The organism is Anaerohalosphaeraceae bacterium, from assembly GCA_037479115.1.
Taxonomy (GTDB): Bacteria; Planctomycetota; Phycisphaerae; order Sedimentisphaerales; family Anaerohalosphaeraceae; genus JAHDQI01.
Genome location: JBBFLK010000002.1, coordinates 129,968 through 152,874 on the forward strand (window position 1 = coordinate 129,968; position 22,907 = coordinate 152,874).

Below are 22,907 nucleotides of genomic sequence, written 5' to 3' on the forward strand. Positions count from 1 at the left end.
AAAGATAATATCACGTCTCCGGAACCGTCTGTCAATAAAAAAGGGGCCCAAGCGGAGTTTTTCGCCGGCCCGGTCTTTCCGTTGAAACCCAGCCGCCAATGTGGTATAGTGAGAAGTCTATGGGAAAGAAAAGAAGACAACAGACAAACCAGGAAGGCGGTTCGCCCAAACCGGGGCAGCAGCGTCTGCAGCGCATTCTGGCGGCGGCCGGGATTGATTCCCGCCGGAAATGTGAAGCCCTGATTCTGGAAGGCGCCGTCACCGTCAACGGCCAGGTGGTCAACCAGATGCCGGCCTTTGCAGACCCCGAAAAAGACGATATCCGGGTTTACGGGCAGCGAATCCGGCAGCCGGAAAAATGCTACTTTCTCCTGAACAAGCCCAAAAATGTCATCTGCACCAATTATGACCCGCTCGGACGACGCCAGGCGGTCGATTTAATCCCCTGCAACAAGCGGATTGTCTGCGTCGGCCGGCTGGATGCTGACACGACCGGGGCTTTGCTGCTGACCAACGATACGGAATTGGTTAACCGGCTCACTCACCCGAGCTTCAAAGTCCCAAAAACGTATGAAGTGGAAGTGAACGGGAGAATGGAGAGCCAGCATATCGAGAAACTAAAGAAAGGGGTCTGGCTGGCGGAAGGGAAAACGGCCGGGGCAGCCGTAAAGGTGCTTCGGCGAACCAACTTTGAAACCACCCTCGAAGTCACTATCAAGCAAGGCCTCAACCGCCAAATCCGCCGGTCTTTTGCCCGGCTCGGTTTTAAGGTCAAATCCTTAAAACGCATCAAAATAGGCAACCTGAGTATTAAAGGTGTTCCTATCGGGGGCTACAAAGAGCTGACCATCGGACATATCAAGGGACTTTTGCGGAGCTGTTCCCAACCCAAACCTTCTTCAAAACCCGCAAAGGCCCAGCCACATCCAGAACCCCCATCCGAGACTGTCGAGTCCACCGAACAGACGGAAGCGTAAGAGCGGTTTGCTTTTCGACCCATTATTTTCTATCTTTTAAATAGCCCGAAACGGGGGGATTGGCCTGTTATCGTAGAGAACACCAACAAGCGATTCCTGAAATGTCTTTGCCTCGTTACCTCGTTTCGCCTGGTCCGGGCCGGTTTGACCCATCGCCGGTCCGGATTTTTTTATAAAGGAAGTCCGAGCCGGGCAAGGACCTGACCGATGCGGTCGAAATTCATTTTGTTGCAGACATCGCTGGCGCCGGCGGCCAGCAGCAGCTCATTGGCTTCATCTTTGGCGGAAATGCCGATAATCGGGATTTCATAGCCGGATTTCCGAATATATTTAATCAATTCGCTGCCCTTTCGGTCCGCCAGGTCGTAATCCACCATCACCACATCAAAACCGCCTACGTCAAACTCATGCTGGGCATCGATAACCAGAGAACGGATGACTACTTCGTGTTCTTTCAAAAACGCCCCCACCACGACCCGGGCAAAGGTTTCATGACTTTCGACCAGCAAGATTCGCATCGTGTCAGCCCCGCAGAACGAATTCTCCAAACAACGGATTCGTGCTCACAGAATCATTTTGTCGATATCTTCAAGAAGTTTCTCACGTGTCTGTTTTTTAAAGAAGAGGACCTTCATATTGCCCCATTCGCGTTTATCAATCATCTCCAGCTGTCCGTACAGTTCGAGCACAACCGAACGCAGATGCGTGCGCAGGATGACAATGGCCCCGTCTTTGACCTGGAGGTTGATTTGCTTCATCAGATTATACACATCGCTGGCCATGTCGCAGTTTCTGCTCATTTCATAAGGCGGGTCCACAAAAACCAAGTCGTACATTTCCTCCTGGACAGCAGCCCCAATTTTCAAAACATTGTAGCAAATCGTGCGGGAAGATTTGAGAAAGCCGGCTTTGGCGATATTTCTATCCAGAATCTCCACAGTTTTGCGGTCTTTTTCGATAAATGTCACCCACTTTGCCCCTCGGCTGAGGGCTTCAAGACCGAACGAACCGGTCCCGCAGAAAAGGTCGGCCACCACGGCATCCGCCGGGAGGTCCCACTTCATCATGATATTGAAGATCGATTCTTTCACGCGGTCGGTGATGGGGCGGGTGTTGGTTCCAATGGGGGAAAAAAGCCGCATTCCGCGCCGTGAACCTGCTATGATTCTCATCGCAAACCTCGTCAAGGGGTTTCATTTCCCATATTCCAACCCGCCATTTTATCTGTTTTGGAGCCCTTGACAATAAAAAGGTTAAAAATGCTTCTCCGGCAAGCGGTTCGTTGACAAAAAGCTTTCGACTGGGGTATAATGATTTTTGTCATCAAAACAAGGAGCAGGCGGTTATGAAACTACTGGTCAGTTTGAGCGGAAGCAGCGTTAACGAACTGACATTTGACCGCGGACCCATCTATGTCGGACGCCAGAAAGGCAGTCAGGTTTTTCTGCCGGACCCGGCCGTTTCCCGTCAGCATGCCGTTTTTTATACAACCAAAGACGGAACCTGGATTCTGGAAGACCTCGGCTCAGCAAACAAAACCTTTCTAAATCGCGTCGCCATTCATAAGGCTGAAATCAAAAACGGAGACACCATCCAGATTGCTGATTTTCAGATTCTTGTACAGCTGGATGAAGAAAGCAGTTCCCCGACTTCCTTTGCGGAAAAGGATGATACGCTGGTCGGCACCCAAATCCGAAAAGAGCTGCATACCGTAGAGCGAAACCTGGATGCGGCGGATGCCCCGCCGATTCGTTTTCCGGCCAAACGCGTTCGGCAGCTTACGGAGGTGATTGACCAAATCTGCCACGAACGGTCTTTGGGCAAACTGCACAAAATCCTTCAGGAAGTTCTGCTTCGACAGTTTTCGGGCCTGCACGTCTGGGTTGCCCTGCGGCGCGAACCGAGCGGACCGATGGAGGCCGAAGGAGGCCGCAAAATCACTACGGAAGCCGTCCAGCGCGTCGATTTAGCCGTCCCCAACAGTCTGGAAGAAGCCCTCGAAAAACACAAATACATGCTGATTCATCAGCTGCCGCGCCCCATTATCAATCGTGGGATCCGTTCGGTGCTGATTGCTCCGGTGATGTACCAAAAAGACTGCTTCGGGATTTTCTACATCGAGAACTCCACCGAGCATTCCCATTACAGTCTGATGGATTTGGACTATCTGGTGCTTCTGGCTCTTTATACGGGCATCCTGATTCAGCGTCTGCGGGAGATCTAAACGCGTTTGCCCGTCTTACCGCCGCCGAGCATATTTTCCCATCAATTGGGCCTGTCCGAGTATCCGGCCTTTCATAGCTCTTTCCAACTGAGCCCGCATAGCTCCCGCCGGCAGGTCAAGGACGGTATTCAGCGCGTACAATCGAAAAAAATACCGGTGTGTCCCGCTCGGAGGAGCCGGCCCCCCGTAACCAATTTTGCCGAAGTCATTCACCCCCTGCCGGGCTCCATTCGCCAGCTGCTTTTGCACAGGCACATTCTCGGGCAGAGAACCGGCATCCCCGGGGATATTCCAAATCAGCCAATGAACCCATGTGCCGACCGGGGCATCGGGATCATCACAAATCAACGCAAGACTTTGCGTTTCCTGCGGCAGTCCCTCCCAAGCCAGCGGAGGCGAAACGTCCTCCCCGTCGGCTGTGTATTTCGGCGGAATCATCTGCCCGTCGGCAAAAGCAGGGCTTGATAATTTGAACATGGCCTGTCCTCCTTGTTCGGACTGTTTTTTTGCAAATTTCTTCGGCCTGTTTCTCTTGCTGTATAGAATCGATTATATTGTCCAGACCCAAAGGCAGAAAGGAAAAAACCAATCGAAGCTGAAGTGAAAAGGAGACGAGGATGCCGCTCGATTCGAACAGAAAACATGTCGTCATTGTGGGTCTTTTAACGGTGGTTTTGGGGGTTTCCTGCCAACAACAGCAGACCGTTCTGCCCCCTGCCTCCGGAACAGTAAAAGTTCTCCACAATGGAATTGAATGGACGAACGGACAATCCTTCACACGAATCAGTTTTTACGGAGACAACAAAGTTCGGGTGATAAAATGGGTAAATCCTGCAACACCCGACCCCAACAGTTTGGTCGTCATCGCTTCCAACCCGCAGCGAGTAAAGCTGTCTCTGGCTGAAGACGCTTTTCAATTTGTCCTTTGTTCGGATAAGCTCACAGTCCGCCTGTCCAAAGAAGACGGCACAATCGAATATCAGGATGCCGCCGGACAGACTCTGTTAAAGGAGCAAGGCCCCCCTGCCATTCAGCCGGTTGAGATTCCCTATGAAACAGACGTATTTAGTCTGGAACAGCGGTTCACCCTGCATCCGGAGGAAGGGTTATATGGTCTTGGCCAGCATCAGGACGGGTATATGAACTATCGGGGCCGAACCGTAACGCTGGTTCAATCCAACACGGAAGCCGCTATTCCGTTTCTGATTTCCACCGGCGGCTGGGGCATTCTTTGGGACAACTATTCGAAAACTGTTTTCTCTGATGGGACCGGCGGGATGTCATTCCAGTCCGAAGTCGGCCGACAGGTAGATTATTATTTCATCGCAGGCCGCACAATGGATGAGGTCATCGCCGGATATCGAGACCTGACCGGACAGGCCCCGCTGTACGGCAAATGGGCCTACGGCTACTGGCAAAGCAAAGAACACTACAAGACTCGTCAGGAGCTGCTGGGCGTTGCGGAAGAGTATCGGCGGCGTCAAATCCCGATTGACAATCTCATTCAGGACTGGAACTACTGGGGCGGAAATAACAACTGGAGCGGAATGGTCTTCGACGAAACCCGCTATCCGAATCCCAAAGAAATGGTGGACCGGCTGCATCAGATGAATTACCACCTGATGATTTCCATCTGGCCGGGGTTAGGGCCGGATACAGCCGTTTTTAAAGAAATGGACCGAAACGGCTTTCTGTATCCGCCGTTCGGCTGGGCCGGCTTTAAATACTATGACGCCTACAACCAGCAGGCCAACGCTGTCTATTGGAAATATCTGAAGGAGGGGCTCGTTTCCAAAGGAATTGACGGCTGGTGGATTGATTCGACCGAGCCGGATGTGATTAACGCCCTGACCAAAGAGGGAACGGAGGCGTGGCTGAAATACATCGGCAGAAATCATCGCGGTTCTTTTGCCCGTTATCTGAACACCTATTCGCTGGTGATGACGGATGCCCTCTATCAAAATCTGCGAAAAGAAAATGAACACAAACGCGTCTATATTCTGACCCGTTCAACCTTCGCGGGCCAACAGCGAAACGCTGCAACAACCTGGTCGGGGGACATCGGAGCCAGCTGGGAGACCTACCGCAAACAGATTTCGGCCGGCTTAAATCACTGCATGGCCGGAGTGCCGTACTGGACCTTCGACATCGGCGGTTTTGTGATTGGAAGCTACGGCGGCGTCTTCTCCAACGGGGGCAAAGACCCGGCCTACCAGGAACTCTATACACGAATGTTTCAGTTTGGGGCGTTTTGTCCGATTTTTCGAGCGCACGGCTCAGAGACGCCGCGGGAAATCTGGGAGTTTGGGGACTTTACTGATACACTGATTCAGTTTGACCGGCTTCGGTATCGGCTCCTGCCCTATATTTACTCGCTGGCCTGGCGCATCACCCGCGAGGGCTATACCCTGATGCGGGGACTGCCGATGGATTTTGCCGAAGACCGGCGAACCTATTCGATAGACGATGAGTTTCTGTTCGGTCCGGCCCTTTTGGTGTGCCCGGTTACGGAGTATATGCTGCATCGTCCGCCGGAAGACAGCATTTTGATTGGGCCTGAGCATTTCCGCACACCGGACGGCAAACGCGGACTGAAAGCAACCTACTACAGCGATGCCGACTTCCAGCAGGTCTGCCGGGAACAAATCGAACTGAACATCAACCTGTTCTGGTACACCGGCTGGCCGGACTTTATTGAGGACGAGACGTTTTCGATGCGTTGGGAAGGCAAGCTGATTCCCTCGCAAACAGGGCCGCATCGGTTTCATATGAAAAGTTTCGGCCCCAAGCGGCTTTTTCTGGATGGAAAAGAGGTGCCCTGCAATTACTGGTCGGTGGAGTTTTATACCGTTCCGGTTGAACTGGAAGCGGGCAGGGCTTATGACTTTGCATTTGAAACCTCCAATTCCGTCTTAGGGGCCTTTCGGGCCCAGCTGTACTGGAAAACTCCGGATATTCACCACCGCGAAAAACAAACGGAACCGCGGAAGCAGAGCCGTGCGGTTTACCTGCCTGCAGGAACGGAGTGGCTGGACTTCTGGACGGGGAAAACCTTTGCGGGCGGACAAACGCTCGAAGCTGATGCTCCGATTGACAAAATCCCGCTGTACGTCCGCGCCGGTTCCATTATCCCAATGGGGCCGTTTATCCAGTATGCCGCGGAGAAGCCGGCGGACCCGATTGAGCTTCGAATCTACCCGGGGGCCGACGGCTCTTTTGTCCTCTATGAGGATGAAAACGACGGATATAATTATGAAAAAGGGGCATACAGCACCATCGAGTTTCGATGGAATGACCGGGAAAAGACCCTGACAATTGGAGAACGAAAAGGCAGCTTCGACGGAATGCTCGCAAACCGAACCTTTCAGATTGTTTTCGTACGGGAAAACCACGGAACCGGCATTGAAATCACCACACAGCCGGATGCCTTCCTTTACTACAGCGGAGCCCCGCGACAGTACATCTGGAAAAAGCCGTGAGGACGGACTACAAAACCGGTGCCCACTTGACCAGCATGGCGGCGGCCACTTTTTCCGCTGCGTTCCGTCCGTGCAGCCGTGAAACCAGCTCCAACGCGAAGGGAATCGCCGTTCCCGGCCCCTGGCTGGTAATGCAGGTTTTATCCACAACCACCGGAGCGGACTGGGCGGAAGGCAGTTTGTCCTGCATCGAAGGATAGCAGGTTGCCCGACAATCATCCAAAAGTCCGTGATGCGCCAGCACCACGGCGGGGGATGCACAAATCGCGGCGATCCAGCGGCCTTCCTTTTTCTGCTTTTTGAGCAGTTCCGTCAAAACTGCACAATCGCGCAGATGTTCAGCCCCGGGCATACCTCCCGGCAGCGCGATTAAATCATAGGTTTTGCCCCAGCAGTCCCCTATCAGGCAATCCGCCGTCAAGTTCACATCTCGGGAGGCCTTGATTTGGAGCGACTGTACGGACGCGACGGTCACCTGCACGCCTCCCCGGCGAAGCACATCAATAATGGTAACGGCTTCCAGTTCCTCTGTTCCGTCTGCAATAGGTACCAGCGCTGTTTTGGGCATAGTTTTACTCCTGTTTTGCGTTCATCAGGAATGATAGCACAGGAAAACGTTTAAGCAAGACCCAACAAAACAACAATAATGGATATACTAAGTCATATATGATTTTCTCGCGAAATTTTGCCGAAAAAAAATTGACAAAAAGGAGCGAGGAGTTTTTATTATGAAGTCTCGATGTGGGGCCGTAGCTCAATTGGTTAGAGCATCGGACTGTCGATCCGAAGGTTGAGGGTTCGAGCCCCTTCGGCCTCGCTTCCTAAAACCCTGCAAAATCTGATTTTGCAGGGTTTTTCTTTTTTTCCTCCGCCGCTCCGATACAATAAAAAAAGAAGGAGTTTTTATGAGCAGGCGAAAAAAGATTCCATACGCCATGAGCCGCCGAAGAAAGAACGGCCTGCTGCTTTTCTGGCTCTTTCTCGTACCGGCCGGGCTGGGGGTTCTTGACCATCAGTTCGGAGGACCGCTGCGGTCAACGGTTCAGAAGCATTTCTTTTACAGCCCCGACCAAAAGCGATTTCACCTTCAAACCTTTCCCGTAACCGAGGTCATCGATGGAGATACTCTGGATATTCGCACAGAGAACGGGGAAATTGTCCGCGTCCGGCTGCTCGGTGTGGATACTCCGGAAACCAAACACCCGACGGTCGGGGTGATGTACTTTGGACCGGAGGCGGCCGATTTTGTCCGGCAGCTCATCGGCTCCGGTCCGGTCACCCTCCTGCTGGATAATGTCGGCGACCAGCGGGATTTATACGGCCGTCTTTTGGCCTATGTCCGTCTGGAAGATGGACGAATCGTCAATGAGGAAATCATCCGAAACGGCTGGGGGTATGCAGACCTGCGGTTCGAACATTCCCGGTTCGCCCAATACGAAACATGGATGGAAGAGGCCCGCGAACAAAAACGAGGGCTCTGGAAAGAGGTGAGGCGGGAGCAGCTTCCGCAATGGCTGCGGGATAAGCGGCCCCTGCTGCTTCGGTAAAAAATTGTCTCAGGGCAGTATAGACTGAAATTGGTACCGCCCGGATGGAACAAGGATGACCGCTCTGCCGTCCTGCATTCGGAGAAAAACAGCATCCCGAAACGCACGGAGCGGTTTTCCATTCAGGCGAATGTGCTCCGGACTGTCCGCCGGCAGTGCCGCCTCCGCTGCTGTATTGCAGGGAACCGTCAGGTCAAGAACCAACTCTTTTCCCCTGCGAGACCAGGAGACCTCAATCGGGCCGTACAGAGAACGGTACGTCCCTTTGCACCACTGCAGGTCTTCAACCGGCTGGGGCCAAATAAGAAACGTTCGAAAACCAGGCTCCTCCGGATGCGGCCGAATCCCCACAAGGCCCTGTCCAAACCACTGCTGAATATGGCCGAGCATCAGATGGTTCATCGAAGAGGTTGTCGTCGCGTCCCAGGCCTCCGGCAGAGAAGTCCAGCCCTGCTGCAGAATCCAGCCGTAGCTGCCTTTGTCCGTACGGCTCGCAATCCGATAGAGAACATCGGCACGTCCGGCGTCCATCAGCGCACGGACCAGATAATGAAAACCGATATCACCGGCGGTCTGCTGCCAGTTTCGCTGCCGAAGGTCCTCGATAAGCGTTTCAAGAACCGACAAACGGGCTTCCTGCGGGGGCATCGAGAACACCAGGGCCATCGCATTGGCCGTCTGGGGACTGCCGAAGTTCTGATAGACCGCCCTGCCGTCGAAAAATTCGCTGTTGAAACGATTTTTTATTTTTTCGAACAGGTCGCTGTACCGGCGGCTGTCTTGTGGTTTTCCGAGCACCTCGGCGGCATCGGCAAGTGCCCTTGCACAGCCGGCAAAGGTTGCCGCCGCTGTCAGTGTTTTCGGTGTAAAGCGGGAAGGCCCCAGCGATTGGCCGTGCCCGTAATCATACCAATCGCCCAAACCCGGAATGGGAATCAGGTTGTCGGAAGTCGCCTCCATCCAATCAACAAACCGCTTCATCATTTCGAAGTTCTCTTCAAGAATGCGCCGGTCTCCGTACCATTGATAAAGCAGCCAGGGGACAAAAACGCCTGCGGCTCCCCATTCGGGGCTGTATTGGTATGCCCCTTCAAAAACCGGATAATTCGGGGCTACTGTGTAAATCTGACCGCTTGCATCTTGTGAATCCCGCATATCCCGGGCGATTTTTCCAAAGTATGCCGCCGCATCATAATTCCAGAAAATTGAAGGCCCCATCAAATAGGCCTGTTCAAGCCAGCCGAGTTTCTCCCGCTGGGGGCAATCCGTCAGGACATGAGCCATATTGCTCTGCACAGCCCAGTCAATCAGCCGGTCAATCTCGTTGAAAAGAGGCTTGGAGCAGGTGAATGTGCCGACCCGCTCGGAAGCATTCCGCACCTGCACGGCCGACACGTCCTTAACGACAGGCAGACCTGACGGATTCGGAAATCCCTCCGGAACGGCACCGGAGATTTCCAAATACTGAAAGCCGGTATAACAAAAGGCATCCGCCCAGATTTCCTCCCCATCCCCCCGCAGGATATATTCCCAATAGTTCGGCCTGCCGAGTCCCGCCTGATTCACGCGGCCTCGGCCGTCATTGGTATTGCCTGTCTGACCGTGCCGCTGCTCGGCGGGCGTCATTCGGACCGTCGAGCCCGCAGGCCCCGCAACCGTAAGCCGCGGCACAAAAGAGGCATTTTGTCCGAAATCATACACAAAAAAGCCCGGCTCCGGCTCCTCTATCCTGACCGGTTTGAAGACCCGTACAGTCTTCATCGGAGGAAACATAGAAGCGGATAACCGCCCGCCTGGACCGGCCGTCCGTTCAGCCGCAAACCACTGGGAATCATCAAACCCCGGCTCCGCCCAGCCGGCTGGAAGCCGCCGGGCGTCATAACTGCTGCCGCCGAGAATCGCATTGTGAAGATAAGGCCCGCCTGTCCACTTCCAGGAATCATCCGTACAAATGAGCTGTTCCGTACCGTCTTTGTAAACAATTCGGGCCTGCAGAATCAGCTTCAGGGGGCGGTCGGCCCTGACAAAATGAATGCGGCGGTCTCCTTTTGTATTGTAAAACCCCTTGCCCAGCATCACACCGAAGGCATTCGGGCCTTCCCGAAGGGCGTCCGTAATGTCAAAGGTATCGTAATAAACCGTCTTCTCATAGACCGACCAGGCCGGAGCCAGAAAATGGTCGCCGACCTTGCCGCCGTTCAGGTACAGCTCATAATGCCCCAGCCCGCTGACAAAGACAAAGGCCTTTTGAACACCGGGTTTCACAGAAAAAGTTTTTCGGAAAATCGGCAGCGGATAAAGCGAGGAATCGGTCTGTGAAGCATGAATCCATTCAGCCTTCCAGTCTCCCTCATTCAGAAGACCCGTCGTCCAGCAGGCCGGCCGACTCCAGCCGGAACGCCGGCCCTGCCGATCCCAGACCCGCACCTTCCAAAAATAGGAAGAGGCGGACTTGAGCGCCGGGCCTGCATACTCTACATTCACAGACTGACTCGAGAGAACCTTTCCGCTGTCCCAGATATCTGCTCGACCCTCCGCCAGTTTTTGTTCAGACGAAGCTACCAAAATCTGATAAGCAGACTGGGAAACCCCTTGCCGTGACGAATGAATGACCCAGCTTAAACGAGGTCTGGGGGTGTCAATTCCCAACGGGTCCGTCAGATACTCGCATCGCAGAGAATCCACCGCAACCACGGTCCGGTCAGAAAGTCCCGGAAATAATTGACATCCCCCGAAAAAGAGACCGGCAAGCCAGATGCAAAAAAACTTCCATTTTTTGAATTTGGCTGTCATTTCGATTTATCCGATTCGGGGGATTTTCCCTTCAGGTGCTTTTCGAGGAATTCCCGGGTCAGTTTCGGGACGTTGGGGTCGCGAAACATCCCATGTCCGCCCCCTTTGACGGTATAGAAAATCACCGGCACCCCGGCCTTTCGAAGGGCCTCATCCAGCAGAATGCTCTGATGATAAGGCACAACCGGGTCCTGGTCCCCATGGACAATCAGGAACGGGGGGGCCTTGGGGGACACATAGGTGATGGGGTTGGCTTTTTGAACCTTGTCCTTATTTTCCTGAATCGGTCCTCCGATGAGCAGCGAGGCCGGCGAATCAGGCGAATTGTGAACCATTCCGCCCGGCAGGCGGTGGTCATCCATCTGCAGAAAATCCGTCGGCCCGAAATAATCGACAACGGCCTGCACCGCACTGGAAAACTCAAGATGCTCTCCCTTGTCGAACTCTTTCGTATCGCCGGTTACACCCAGCATCGCCGCCAGATACCCACCGGCCGAAGGCCCCCAGGCGGCGACATGATTGGGGTCAATCCGGTATTGCTCTGCATGGCGTCGAAGCCAGCGAACCGCCGCCTTGCAGTCTTCAATCTGAGCCGGAAACTTGGCGTGCTGACTGAGTCGATAATTGATCGACGCAACGGCATAGCCGTCCCGGACATACTCCAGCGGAACCCCCTGTTCCTTGCTGCCCGCCAGAAAGGCCCCGCCGTGAATATAGACAATCAGCGGAAAATTGTCCCCCTCCGCCGGCAGATACAAATCCAGCTTGTGACGTTCGTGCCCGTCGGTCACGTAAGCCAAATTCCGATAAACCGGCCCGGCCTTCTTCTCGGGAAGGTCAGAGGGAGAGCCGGCCATCCCGAGGGGAAAAACCATCCACGGTGTGAGAAGAACAAGATGACGGAAAGACATAATCAGACCCCTTTCTATAAATCGAACCGGAGAGGGCAGGATTCGCTTCGCGGCTCCTTCGGTGTCGAACCCGCTTGAGGACGCACCTGTGTCCTGCGGGTTCTCATCCCGCCCGGGAAAAAACAAGTCGATTCCGCTGTCGAGAACACAGACCCTTTTCCCCTATGACAACCACCCGGCAAACCGGAGAGGGCGGGATTCGAACCCGCGGTAGAGACAAGCCCTACACAGCCTTTCCAAGGCTGCTCGATCAGCCACTCCGACACCTCTCCAGACAGACAGGTATCATACAGGCAAAAACGGCGGGATGCAACCGGAAAAATTGCGGTTTATCGTTCGATGTTTTCGCTTCGCCGGCGATGAAAGAAGGCCTGCAGCTGGGCCCGGCAGTCATCGGCCAAAATTCCGGAGGTCACTTCGAGGCGGTGATTCAGACGCGGGTCCTGAACAATATTGTACAGACTGCGGACGGCACCGGTCTTGGGGTCATCCGTTCCGTAAACCAGCCGGTCCAGACGGGCCAGCACCAAAGCGCCGGCACACATCGGACACGGCTCGAGCGTTACATAAATGGTACAGCCGTTCAGCCGCCAGTTGCCGATGTATTCGGCCGCCTGAGTCAATGCAATGATTTCCGCATGAGCCGTCGGGTCGTTGAGCTGCTCCCGCTGGTTATAGGCCCGCGCAATCACACGGTCTTCATACACAATCACACAGCCGATCGGCACATCGCCGTTTTCTTCGGCGATATAGGCCTGGTCGATGGCCATCCGCATATATTGTTCATCTTTGGACAAGGAACCTTCCATTTTGCGCCTTTCATCAGTTCAGCCGAATTGTCAGGGGCTCCAGATTTTCCGAGGCGGCGATTTTACAGCCGTCCGCATAGACTGACAAGCCCTTTCCCAGTCCATACCGCAGGCCCGTTTGGTCCCACAGAATCGTCAGGGACCGTCCGCGGAAAGGAATCCTGTCCAGGCAGAACCACTCCCAGGTCTGCGGCGGAATCAGCGGGTCAATCCGGACCTCTTCTCCTTCCGAAGGGACCAGCCCCGCCAGACCGGTAATCACCAGGTCGCAGAAGGTCGAATGGTTGTAAAAGCGGCTTCGATTGGAATCCGGCGTCAGCCACGCGCCGGTCTTTTCGTCGAGGTATTCTCCGATATAGGGTTTGCCGTCCCGACGGTGGCTGCGAGCATACGTAAGCATGGCTTCAAAAAAGTCCTTGCGGCCCATATACGGCTGCGAATAATGGCGGAGCAGGTTGGCCAGCGCCGTTAAGGTCTGGCTGGTTGCAAAGGGCCAGACGGCCCCGTCCCATTCGCAGGTGCCGACGCCGTGACTGCGAAAGGCCGGATGCCGACGCTCCGCCGTGGTAAGCCCCATCGGAGCCCAAAAGCCCTCCGGGTCCGTCAGCTGCCGCCAGGCCTCTTCATACCCTGCATCCGGCAGGTTAAAATACCAGGGAATAAAGCCGATGGCCTCACGGACATCCGCCGGCGTCATATCCGGATGAAGCACCTTAAAAAATTTCGCCTGCGGGTCCCACAGATGCTTCTGAATCCGTTCTTTGAGACGGACGGCCTGCTCGGCATACTCACGGGCCAACGAATCTCGGCCGGCCATTTGGGCAATTTTCGAGACCGCCAGCATATTCGCATACAAATAGCAGTTCAGCGGCGGCCGTATGTTTTTCTCTTTTCGCGAACCGCTGATGGATTCCTCCATCCCATCCCGTACATCAAACTGCCAAAAAAGACCGTTTTCCAGCCCCTTTTCCGCCCGCCAGCGATTCAGGTCCTCAACAAATGCATCCAGCAGGCCAATCAGGAAATCCCTGTCCGGATGCACCCAATACCGCCGGTACAGCGCCCACGTCGCCCAGTTGCTGTATTTGTGAAAATGGGGCTGAAGGGAGCCGTTGTGTCCGGTGTACCAAAACCGGGCATAGTCATCGATAAGCCGCTGGTCCCGCAGCCAGGTGCCTTCATAAATATGATGACCGACGGCGCAGCTGATGGTGTTGTACGGGCCGCTGTGGCTGACCTTATCGAGAAACTCTGTGAGGACAAGGCCGCTCGGCGTCTCTTTGATATGCTTGCGAAAGGTCCACCAGCGGAAATAGTAAATCTCCTCCAGTTCCTTGTCGGGACATTCGAAAAAAGGGGTGTTTTCCTTCATCCATTGCCATGCCTGCGCATTGGGAACCGCGTTGACAATCGGTTCCTCATCCATCTGATTGAAGGCATCCACATAATGGCGAAAAGAGTCCGGATTCAGGACGGACTCGGTGAGCCCTTCCGCCCGGAAATCCCGGAGATAAAAAACGGCCGGCGCAACCGGCTCATCCGCCCCGGGTTCATCCCAGCCGGGAATGAATTCGCTGCCGCTTTTGTACTTCTGGACATCATCGGTCAGCCGATACCGCCCCGTGCGAAACTCGATTCGATGAGGGGTTCCCTCCGGCACCCCGAACGGGGCTTTTTGCAGGACAGGTTTTTCATCCAAAAAGAAATCAAAACAGCGGTTTTCCGAGTCGATTTGAAACCGAAACGTATGCCACTGCTCCCGGACCAGTCCGGCAAGGGAACGGTATTCCCCCGATTGAGGGTTCAGCAGAAGACTGTTCAGCTGCGTATCGATTCGCAGCGGAATCAGACGGTCCCCTTTTTCGGAAAGGATTTCGATATCCAGCACCTCTCGCGGAGACTGGACATACAAACGAAAGGAGATGGATAGCCGGGGACTTTTCTGAAAGACCCGGACCGCCTTGGCATAATCATAAGGGTCTGTATCCTTGAGCATCAGGCTTTTTTCCGTCCGGCTGGGAAACTCTGCGATTTCCACCGGGCACCACTGGGGCGAATAAATGTTCCAGTTCGGGACATATCCGCCGGTGTCCATTCGGCTGAAATCATCAATAACCGGCCCCTGCACCTGCCCTTTGACAGGAACGGGAATGCGGGCAATCCAGATGTCTTCTTTGCTGACTGAATACACAACCCAAAGGTCGTCGCCGGGCGGGTTGCCGTTTCCTTCGACAATCCCGCGAACGTACTGCGGGCCGGGCCGTTTTTCCCGACCCCAATACCGCTTGGGCGGCACTTCCCCGTGCACCACAAGGAGATTGTCAAAGTGAATCCCATCCTCGCCTGTTGCGACACACAAAGGATGGCGTGCCTCACTGCCCGTCGGATTATAAACGAGGGCATAGCGTCCGTCATCGGTGCGCTGGCCCCAGATTTTGGCCCCGCCGTAGGTGAGCGTTTCGCAGCGAACCGGATAGGACCATGTCTCGCCCTGGTCGCGGGTGATGGTAACCCAGCGGTCTTTGAAAAAGCCCACAATCACTCCGTCCGGACGGGTATAAAAACAAAAGGCCTTGCCGGGCTTGCTGCGTCCCTGGGGCGGCGGCCACGACACGCGATAAAAGTCATCGCGGTCCTGGGCAAACTGGTCTTCCTCCCACCATTGGAGCCGCCGAACCTTGTCCTCCAGAAAGGCATTGCACGCAAAGACAAAGCCGACATCGTCCGATTCCGTATAAAGCGGATACAGCAGCGGCCCTTTCCAGTTGTCATTGACCCGAATGAAGTAAATCGGCCCCAGCGAGTCATCCGGACGGATTTCCCGCACGACCCTGCCGATGCCGTCGCCGTAGGGCGAGCCGTAAAAGCCCATCGTCAGGAACCGCCCGTTGGGAGCGATGTAAAACCCCATCCTCTGGTGCATATACGGATAGGTGATTTGGGCTTTTTCATCCGCCAGAGGATAGACGGGAAACAAAACCTGCGGGCGGCTCCAGTGCCGGCCGTCTTTGGAACGGACAAGCATTGTCGCCCCGGGCGGAATATGTTCCCCAAAAGGATTGTTCAAATACTGACAATAAAACTGTCCGTTCGCATAGGCCAGCATCGGAGCATGGTTGTACGTCCAGCCCAGACCGTCCGACCATTCCGGATGGCTTCGGTTGGCCCGCAGAATCTGATAGTTATGAACCCCGACGGCCGGCGGCAATTGGCCGTCGTGGTAGCCGGTTTTGTAGTCGCTGTTGGAGGTTTTTACCGCTCCGACAAAGCGAACGGGCTCTTGTTCATCCCCTGCCGACCAGAGCAGTCCGGACAGAAGCAACACGAAACCGGTCAGGAGCCGGAAGGAATCCCCCGAATTTTCAATTGACAGGCCGGATGATTTGAACATAAGGCAAAACCGCTCTCTTTCTCCAGATTACTTGTTCTTCGAAACCTTTATCTCCTGAGTATCCAGTATAAAGCAGGTGTTTCCGTCGTCCATTCCTTCTGCTCGGTCGTGTGGACCGAAGCGATCTGACCGGTTTCCAAATCGATTCGGCGGATTTCAAACGTTTCACCATCCTTTTGTACGGGCAAAGGCAGTTTCTTTCCTTCCGCAACATAAACCAGATATTGGTTCGGCACATCAGCCAGAGCAAAGCAGCGGGCCGGCCCACCGGGCCAATCGAACGGCTTCATTTTGACAACCGCCTCCAAAAGCGAAGGTTCGGTCTTCGGCGGCAGCGGAGACAAAGAGCCGCCCCCCAGCAGCACGGCCCATCCAAAACGGCTGTCCGCCGAGTAAATGACCGCCTTGTCCGGATACTGTTCTCGGTATTCCCGCACCGCCCGAACCACCTGTTCAAAGGAAGTCGGTTTGGGATTGAGCAGGCGGGCATGCTGACGCGGCGCCAAATGTTTCCCCCCCTGCGGGGCGTACAGCGTCCCGTTTTGCTGATACCACCAATACCGAATATCAATCACGGAAACGAGTTCTCGATATTTCGGCTCGGACAGGATAACGTCCTGAACATCTTTTGTGCAGCTGAGGGCAATCAGCGGATTTTTCCGCTTTTCCTCTTTCCATAGCCGGATTGTATCCAGCCAAAAACGGACGAACTCCGCCGGCCCTGTGTATTCCGCCGATGTCATCTGAATCACATTTGTATTGTCCGCAAACGCATCCAGACATTGGCGGATATAGGCCTGATGCAGAGCACGACGGCCGGGATGGCCGACATCATAAAAGAAATGGTCCAGAAAGATTCGTTTGTCGCCCGCATAGGGCGGCGGTTCCGGAAAACCGGTATCATTGACGTTATTGGCGGGCCGCCACGGATAATCCGCCCAATGAGCCCCGGCCTCCAGCACATTATGCTGAAAATAGTTCTGATGCAGCAGAACCAGCCCTTTGCGTTCGCACAAATCCGCAAACTCCTTCAGACGGGCCCAATACCAGGCGTTATAGCGGGTCAAATCGTATCGGCTCAGACCGTCCCAGGCGGTGCCGATTCCGCTGCGGTCAAAGGGCTGCTCATAAAACGGCGGACGGACATCTCCGTTCATCCGTCGGACACGCTGATGGTCATCCCGCCGCCGGTCGTACCAAAGGCCGTAATTGTAATCCAGTACGACCTTGCCGGATGCCGCCATTTCAGACGTTAATTCCTCCAAATCATCCGTAAATCCCCGTCCGATACGGCCCGGGACAAACCGGGTAATCCCGATGCCGAAAGACGGGGCCTCATTCGGACGCGTCGTCCCCCTCCACCAGGCAACCCCTGTGCTCGTACCGGCCAGCAGACGCCCCTGACAAACCAGACGTCCATCGACAAGAGAAATTTTCTTCTCCGGCGGATTGGCGGAAACGGTTCGGCTCTTTGTTTCATCCCAAACCTTCTCCAGCGGCTGTGCAGCGGACGTATCGGAGACAATCGGCTCCTCCTTCGTTATTTTCCAGATAAACTCCGCCAGGGTCGGCATCGGTTTCGAGGAGGCGGCCGCCAGCTCCGCCGCTAATTCATAAGAGGGATTTGTCGTACCGGACGTGTCAATTTTCCAAAGACGAATCCGATTTGCCGCTTCTTTGCCAAGCCGCTGGGCCAGCTGGGCCTTATAGAGACTGTCGGGCTTAACAAAATTGTTGGACTGCTCCCACCAGCCGTCGCCTTCGAATTCCCCCCAGCATCCGAAGGCCCAGTTCCAGGCGGTCGGGGGCTTGGCGCATTCGAGAATCGCCGCATCACACTGCCAGAGAACACAATTGGCGCCGGTCCATCCGATGCCCTCGCCCCGGCTGCCGCGATGGCCCACCCGCAGGGCGTTCCCATCAATTCGGACATTGTCGTAGAGGACGCCGCAGGCCCAGCTTTCCAGCGGCCCGCTGTCCTCCAGCGGCTCCTTCGCCCAGCATTGTACAAATGCATTCGGCCCCGGTGCGCAGTAGCCGACGGAAAAATCGTGCCGCCCCCGTTCAGACCAGCACCGAAGAAAAAGGGTCATCTGGCCCATCGTAAAAAAGGTGTTTCTTCGCCAGCCGCCTTCCTCGGATACGGGCTCCAGAGACAGGCAATCCTCCACCGTAACCCATTTGGCTGTTTCCCAGACGGCCGCCAGCGAACCGGCAAAATGAACAGCCGTCAAGCGGCGAACCCAGACGTTTTCCGCATTCTCAATCGTAACGACCATCCAGGAATGATTCTCATCCTTGGGATTGGCCCGATTGTATTCCGACACACAGCGGAGATTTTCCACCCCGATATGATGAATCCGTCCGGGCCACTGGTATTTTTGAACGGTGCCTCCGCCCCACCGCTGCTCGAGGGCCGCCGTCAGCGGGGCATCCAGAACAATCCGCTCCCCCTCGACGGCACGAATCACCCGGTCCCAACGGATATCCCGCGAACCGGCCTTCCAGTCAAACTGACCTTTGAGCCCGCCGCCGAATCGATTCATTCCGATATGCTCAATCCACTCCCGCGTGCTCGGTCGGGTAATCATCACTGTATCCCCGACGGAAAGCCCCTCCGTATTCTCCAGACGAAGAGAATACGAGCCAACCGGAACAATTTCATCCTGAACCCGAACCGCCTGCCCCACGGACCGGTCATTCTTTCCGGCAATCCGAATAAGGGTTCTGCGGTCCGTGCCGGCGGCAATCAGAACCGTGCCGTTCTCGTCCATTCCCTCGCCGCGCAAGACCACCCCGGAAGAGCGAAGAACCAAACCGCCCTGCAGGATATATCGTCCCCGACGCAGGAGTACGGCCCCCCGAAAGCCGTCATTATTCAAAGGCAGCGAAGAAACATACTCTATGGCCGCCTGAATCCGAGCCGTATTATCCCCCTCGACGGGCTCAACAACCACCCGTACAGGGATATTAGGAATCGGTTTATCACCCCCCTCATAACCGCAGTGAGAAAAATCCGGAAGCCGGTTGCCCTGCGAATCGGCACCGTACTGAAGGGTTTCATTCGAATCAATTTTCAGGAAAAAGTCAGGTGCTTGATTCTCTGCTCCGATGGCTGCCCATGACAAAAAAACCATCGGAAGCAGCAAACCGGCCGCGGCGGGAAAGAAATTCTTCATCGAAATCAACCCTTGCTGATTTTTATGAATTTGTCAAAAGCCAACCTGCCTTGTCCGCTTTCCGTCTGCACCACAAAAAATTTGAAGAAAGACTGCCTGCGGGAAAAAACATCTAAAACGCATTATACTCCGGCATATCTTAGAAATGAACAAGGCAATCTTGCGCCCCAAAAAAGAGCATTTCGCGCAAAACATCGGTCCCAAAAAACTCATGCTCGATTGTAACAATTAGGTGTCAGGTTTTTTTCAGTGCGTCCAATTTGGCCTGGAGGATTTGGGAAACGATTTTGGGATTGGCCTGTCCGCCGGATTTCTGGATGACCTGGCCCATCAGAAACCCGAGGGCCTTTTTGGCCTTTTTGCTTTCCTGCACCACATCCTGCACAGCCTGCGGCTGCTCGGCAATCACAGCATCCACCAACGCTTCAATCTGTCCGCTGTCGCTGCTTTGAATCAGATTCCTCTCTTTGGCAATCGCTTCCGGATCGCCGCCTTCCCGGGCAATCTGCTCAAAAATCTGATTGGCAGCAGTGGCACTGACCAGTCCTTCCTCCGTCATTTTGGCCAGTTTGGCCAGCGATTCCGGTGTCATGCGAAGCTGGTCAACCCGGACAGATAATTCATTGGCAATCTTGAGTCCTACCTGCGTCAGCAGATTGCAGACCCGCTTGGGTTCGGCTCCGAGCCGCACGGTCCGGTCAAAAAACTCCGCCGTTGCGCGTTCGGCCGTGAGCACCCCCGCATCATAGGCGCTCAGCCCGTATTGATTTTCAAAGCGCTTCTGCATCTGAAGCGGCAGTTCGCCCAAACGGCCCTCCAATTCCTTCAGCTCTACCGGCGACAGCCGCACCGGCACCAAATCCGGCTCCGGAAAATACCGATAGTCGTGGGCCTCCTCTTTTTCCCGCTGCAGAACCGTTACCTCCTGCACATCATCCCAGCCGAAGGTCTTCTTGTTGCCCATCTGAAGCGTCTGTCCGGTTTCCAGAAACTCCTCATACTGCCGCTGCGCTTCATAGGCAATGCTCTTTTCCAGCGCCCGGAAACTGTTGAGATTCTTGACCTCTGTAATCGGCGTTTTGAAAATCTGCCCGTTCCGCCGGATATGCAGATTCACATTCGGCTCAAACCGCATATGCCCTTTCTGCATATCCCCTTCCGAAACGCCCAGAAAACGGACAATCCGCCGGAGCTCCTCGGCCATCGCCCGCACTTCCGCCGGGCTGTTCATATCCGGCTCCGTAACAATCTCCAAAAGCGGAGCTCCGGCCCGATTCAGGTCCACCGCCGTATAGCCGCCCAAATCGTGAATATTCTTGCCGGCATCCTCCTCCAGATGCACCCGTCGGATGCGGACTTTTTTCATTCCGCCGCCTTCCCCCGGAATCTCGATATATCCATCCTTCCCAATCGGCAGGTCGTACTGGCTGATTTGATAATTCTTGGGCAAATCCGGATAGTAATAACTCTTGCGGTCCCACTTGGTAAAGGAAGCAATCTGACAATGCAGGGCCATCGCCGTCAGCACGGCATACTCAAAAGCCGTCCTGTTCATCACCGGCAGCACCCCGGGCATTCCGATGCAGACCGGACAGACCCGCGTATTCGGCGGCTGCCCGTAAGCCAGTTCACAGCCGCAGAACATCTTGGTGCGGGTTGCCAAATGAACATGAATTTCCAATCCAACGACTATGGTATATTCTTTTTCAGCCACGGATATCCACCGAATTCTATCTTATAATTCTCTTATACTCCAATCCATTCGGGCCGAAGTTCATCAAAAAACCCAGTCTTAACTTCGTCGCCTTTAAATAATTTAAAACCTGGGCAAAATGGGCTTTTGAAAAACCTTCCGCTGTTTTGATTTCTATGACAATTTTATTTTCAACAAGAATATCAGCAAAATATTCTCCGATTATTTTCTCCTTAAAATAAACAGGAACGGCTTTCTGCTGCTCTGCAAGAACCCCGTTTTCATGCAAGGCCAATAAAAAAGCGTTTTCATAAACTTTTTCGAGAAATCCATATCCCAAATCGTTATAAACCTCAAAGGCACTTTTTAGGATTTTGTCCGTTATATCCTTATATAATAATTCCCTCTGAGGATTCATTTTATTTTTAATCCGTGTTAATCCGCGGCCAATGCCGGCATTCGCATATGCCAGTCGGTCTGCGACTCAAACATCCGGGCGATTCGCAGCAGCATCGACTCTGTAAACGGGGCTGTCACAATCTGAAGTCCGATTGGAAGCCCCTGTCCGTCCAGGCCGCAGGGAATACTGACGGCCGGCACCCCCGCCAGATTGACGGCAATCGTGTAAATATCCGCCAGATACATCTGAAGCGGGTCGGCTGTCTTCTCTCCGAATCGGAAAGCGGTCGTGGGACTGACCGGCATCATCAGGCAGTCCGCCTGCTCAAACGCCCGTGTAAAATCATTCCGAATCAGATTCCGCACCTTCAGGGCCTTCAGATAATACGCATCATAGTAGCCGCTGGAGAGGGCAAAGGTGCCCAGCATAATCCTCCGCTTGACCTCCGGCCCGAGGGCCTCGTCGCGGGATTTGGAATAGACCTCGATGTAATCGCCGGCCCGCGGGCTTCGATAGCCGTAATGCACGCCGTCATAGCGGGCCAGATTGCTGGAGGCCTCCGCCGTCGCAATCACATAATAGGCGCTGATGGCATACTCAAAATGGGGCATCTGAATCGGCACCAGCCGGGCCCCCAGTTTCTGATAAAGCCGCAGGGCCTCTTCAATCGCCTGCTGCACCTCCGTCTGAATGCCCTCCAGAAAAGACTCGACAACCGCAATTCGAAGTCCCTCCAACGGCGTTTCCAGCCCGGCTGTATAATCCGGGACCGGCGCGGTCTGTTCCGAAACACAGGTGCTGTCGCGCGGGTCGTGTCCGGCAATCACATTCATCAGCACGGCCGCATCCTCTACCGTCTGTGTAATCGGGCCGATTTGGTCCAGACTGGAACCGTAGGCCACCAGGCCGTAGCGGGAAACTCGGCCGTATGTCGGCTTCAGTCCGACCACGCCGCAGAAGCCCGCCGGCTGCCGGATTGAGCCGCCGGTATCTGACCCGAGAGCCGCCGCACACATCCGAGCCGCCACCGCCGCCGCCGAACCGCCGCTGCTGCCTCCCGGCACACGCGACACATCCCACGGATTGCAGGTCTTTTTCAGCCCGGAATTCTCCGTGCTCGAGCCCATCGCAAACTCGTCCATGTTGGTCTTGCCGACAATCACCGCATCCGCCGCCAGCAGTTTTTCAATCACGTGACCATTGTACGGGCTGGTAAAATGCTCGAGCATTTTGGAAGCGCAGGTGGTCGGGCCGAACGTGGTGCAAAGATTGTCTTTGACGGCTACAGGAACCCCCGCCAAAGGCCCCAGCGGCTGTCCGGAAGCCGCCTTCTCATCCACCTTTCGGGCCTGTTCAAGGGCTGTCTCCTTCAATAGCGTCAGAAAGGCCCCGACCTGCGGTTCAATTTTCTCAATCCGTGCAAAGAACCGCTCCACCGCCTCCCGGCTTTGCAGTTTCCCGGAAGCAATCCGGTCCCGTATGGAACGTACAGTCCACTCCATCC

General features: G+C 54.8%; 16 protein-coding genes and 2 tRNA genes. 5 read left to right on the forward strand and 13 right to left on the reverse strand.

Annotated elements, in window-relative coordinates:
• The first annotated feature begins 119 nt into the window (after positions 1 to 119).
• On the forward strand, positions 120 to 977 hold the full coding sequence (locus tag WHS88_01510) for a pseudouridine synthase (protein MEJ5258846.1): 858 nt from the start codon (positions 120 to 122) through the stop codon (positions 975 to 977).
• A 170-nt stretch (positions 978 to 1,147) separates the two neighbouring features.
• Here the strand turns inward: WHS88_01510 and WHS88_01515 are convergent, their stop codons facing one another.
• Complete coding sequence (locus tag WHS88_01515; protein MEJ5258847.1) at positions 1,148 to 1,495, reverse strand: response regulator; 348 nt, start codon at positions 1,493 to 1,495, stop codon at positions 1,148 to 1,150.
• Positions 1,496 to 1,540: 45 nt separating this feature from the next.
• Positions 1,541 to 2,149 carry a 16S rRNA (guanine(966)-N(2))-methyltransferase RsmD gene (rsmD, locus tag WHS88_01520; protein MEJ5258848.1) on the reverse strand — a complete coding sequence of 203 codons (609 nt, stop codon included), beginning with the start codon at positions 2,147 to 2,149 and terminating at the stop codon, positions 1,541 to 1,543.
• A gap of 173 nt (positions 2,150 to 2,322) precedes the next feature.
• Here rsmD and WHS88_01525 point away from each other — a divergent pair, with 173 nt between their 5' ends.
• Complete coding sequence (locus WHS88_01525) at positions 2,323 to 3,201, forward strand: FHA domain-containing protein (protein ID MEJ5258849.1); 879 nt, start codon at positions 2,323 to 2,325, stop codon at positions 3,199 to 3,201.
• 15 nt (positions 3,202 to 3,216) lie between these two features.
• On the opposite strand, the gene WHS88_01530 is transcribed toward WHS88_01525, so the two are convergent.
• On the reverse strand, positions 3,217 to 3,678 hold the full coding sequence (locus tag WHS88_01530) for a YbhB/YbcL family Raf kinase inhibitor-like protein (GenBank protein ID MEJ5258850.1): 462 nt from the start codon (positions 3,676 to 3,678) through the stop codon (positions 3,217 to 3,219).
• A 140-nt stretch (positions 3,679 to 3,818) separates the two neighbouring features.
• Here WHS88_01530 and WHS88_01535 point away from each other — a divergent pair, with 140 nt between their 5' ends.
• The gene (locus tag WHS88_01535) at positions 3,819 to 6,680 is read left to right on the forward strand and encodes a TIM-barrel domain-containing protein (protein MEJ5258851.1); all 2,862 of its coding nucleotides are present in this window, start codon (positions 3,819 to 3,821) and stop codon (positions 6,678 to 6,680) included.
• A gap of 7 nt (positions 6,681 to 6,687) precedes the next feature.
• Here the strand turns inward: WHS88_01535 and WHS88_01540 are convergent, their stop codons facing one another.
• Positions 6,688 to 7,248 (reverse strand): DJ-1 family glyoxalase III, encoded by a 561-nt coding sequence (locus tag WHS88_01540; GenBank protein MEJ5258852.1) that lies wholly within the window; start codon positions 7,246 to 7,248, stop codon positions 6,688 to 6,690.
• A gap of 175 nt (positions 7,249 to 7,423) precedes the next feature.
• Between WHS88_01540 and WHS88_01545 the strand changes: the two genes are divergently transcribed.
• Both WHS88_01545 and WHS88_01550 read left to right on the forward strand, forming a co-directional pair.
• Positions 7,424 to 7,497, forward strand: a tRNA-Asp gene (locus tag WHS88_01545).
• Between the two features lie 88 nt (positions 7,498 to 7,585).
• Positions 7,586 to 8,227: a thermonuclease family protein gene (locus WHS88_01550; protein MEJ5258853.1), complete on the forward strand. Its 642-nt coding sequence runs from the start codon at positions 7,586 to 7,588 to the stop codon at positions 8,225 to 8,227.
• 9 nt (positions 8,228 to 8,236) lie between these two features.
• On the opposite strand, the gene WHS88_01555 is transcribed toward WHS88_01550, so the two are convergent.
• The 9 genes from WHS88_01555 to gatA all read right to left on the reverse strand — a co-directional run bounded on the left by WHS88_01555 (position 8,237) and on the right by gatA (position 22,905).
• Positions 8,237 to 10,912 (reverse strand): family 78 glycoside hydrolase catalytic domain, encoded by a 2,676-nt coding sequence (locus tag WHS88_01555; protein ID MEJ5258854.1) that lies wholly within the window; start codon positions 10,910 to 10,912, stop codon positions 8,237 to 8,239.
• 104 nt (positions 10,913 to 11,016) lie between these two features.
• Complete coding sequence (locus WHS88_01560; protein ID MEJ5258855.1) at positions 11,017 to 11,931, reverse strand: alpha/beta hydrolase; 915 nt, start codon at positions 11,929 to 11,931, stop codon at positions 11,017 to 11,019.
• 184 nt (positions 11,932 to 12,115) lie between these two features.
• Positions 12,116 to 12,203, reverse strand: a tRNA-Ser gene (locus WHS88_01565).
• A 57-nt stretch (positions 12,204 to 12,260) separates the two neighbouring features.
• Positions 12,261 to 12,740, reverse strand: coding sequence for a tRNA adenosine(34) deaminase TadA (gene tadA, locus WHS88_01570; protein ID MEJ5258856.1), 480 nt, complete (start codon positions 12,738 to 12,740; stop codon positions 12,261 to 12,263).
• Positions 12,741 to 12,753: 13 nt separating this feature from the next.
• Positions 12,754 to 16,131: a glycosyl hydrolase family 65 protein gene (locus WHS88_01575; GenBank protein ID MEJ5258857.1), complete on the reverse strand. Its 3,378-nt coding sequence runs from the start codon at positions 16,129 to 16,131 to the stop codon at positions 12,754 to 12,756.
• Positions 16,132 to 16,178: 47 nt separating this feature from the next.
• A complete protein-coding gene (locus WHS88_01580) occupies positions 16,179 to 19,310 on the reverse strand; it encodes a DUF6298 domain-containing protein (protein ID MEJ5258858.1) in 3,132 nt (1,043 codons plus the stop codon).
• Between the two features lie 235 nt (positions 19,311 to 19,545).
• Positions 19,546 to 21,024, reverse strand: a complete 1,479-nt coding sequence (gene gatB, locus WHS88_01585) for an Asp-tRNA(Asn)/Glu-tRNA(Gln) amidotransferase subunit GatB (GenBank protein MEJ5258859.1) — start codon at positions 21,022 to 21,024, stop codon at positions 19,546 to 19,548.
• A 16-nt stretch (positions 21,025 to 21,040) separates the two neighbouring features.
• Entirely contained in the window at positions 21,041 to 21,421 is a 381-nt protein-coding gene (locus tag WHS88_01590) for a GxxExxY protein (GenBank protein ID MEJ5258860.1), read from the reverse strand.
• 17 nt (positions 21,422 to 21,438) lie between these two features.
• On the reverse strand, positions 21,439 to 22,905 hold the full coding sequence (gatA, locus tag WHS88_01595; GenBank protein MEJ5258861.1) for an Asp-tRNA(Asn)/Glu-tRNA(Gln) amidotransferase subunit GatA: 1,467 nt from the start codon (positions 22,903 to 22,905) through the stop codon (positions 21,439 to 21,441).
• Positions 22,906 to 22,907 lie beyond the last annotated feature (2 nt).

Bases quoted from the DNA above. Each gene is read 5' to 3' on its own strand.
- rsmD (MEJ5258848.1), bottom strand. From the start codon at position 2,149: ATGAGAATCATAGCAGGTTCACGGCGCGGAATGCGGCTTTTTTCCCCC.
- WHS88_01575 (MEJ5258857.1), bottom strand. From the start codon at position 16,131: ATGTTCAAATCATCCGGCCTGTCAATTGAAAATTCGGGGGATTCCTTC.
- WHS88_01590 (MEJ5258860.1), bottom strand. From the start codon at position 21,421: ATGAATCCTCAGAGGGAATTATTATATAAGGATATAACGGACAAAATC.
- WHS88_01580 (MEJ5258858.1), bottom strand. From the start codon at position 19,310: ATGAAGAATTTCTTTCCCGCCGCGGCCGGTTTGCTGCTTCCGATGGTT.
- WHS88_01510 (MEJ5258846.1), top strand. From the start codon at position 120: ATGGGAAAGAAAAGAAGACAACAGACAAACCAGGAAGGCGGTTCGCCC.
- WHS88_01560 (MEJ5258855.1), bottom strand. From the start codon at position 11,931: ATGTCTTTCCGTCATCTTGTTCTTCTCACACCGTGGATGGTTTTTCCC.
- WHS88_01535 (MEJ5258851.1), top strand. From the start codon at position 3,819: ATGCCGCTCGATTCGAACAGAAAACATGTCGTCATTGTGGGTCTTTTA.
- gatA (MEJ5258861.1), bottom strand. From the start codon at position 22,905: ATGGAGTGGACTGTACGTTCCATACGGGACCGGATTGCTTCCGGGAAA.
- WHS88_01540 (MEJ5258852.1), bottom strand. From the start codon at position 7,248: ATGCCCAAAACAGCGCTGGTACCTATTGCAGACGGAACAGAGGAACTG.
- tadA (MEJ5258856.1), bottom strand. From the start codon at position 12,740: ATGGAAGGTTCCTTGTCCAAAGATGAACAATATATGCGGATGGCCATC.
- WHS88_01525 (MEJ5258849.1), top strand. From the start codon at position 2,323: ATGAAACTACTGGTCAGTTTGAGCGGAAGCAGCGTTAACGAACTGACA.
- WHS88_01530 (MEJ5258850.1), bottom strand. From the start codon at position 3,678: ATGTTCAAATTATCAAGCCCTGCTTTTGCCGACGGGCAGATGATTCCG.
- WHS88_01550 (MEJ5258853.1), top strand. From the start codon at position 7,586: ATGAGCAGGCGAAAAAAGATTCCATACGCCATGAGCCGCCGAAGAAAG.
- WHS88_01515 (MEJ5258847.1), bottom strand. From the start codon at position 1,495: ATGCGAATCTTGCTGGTCGAAAGTCATGAAACCTTTGCCCGGGTCGTG.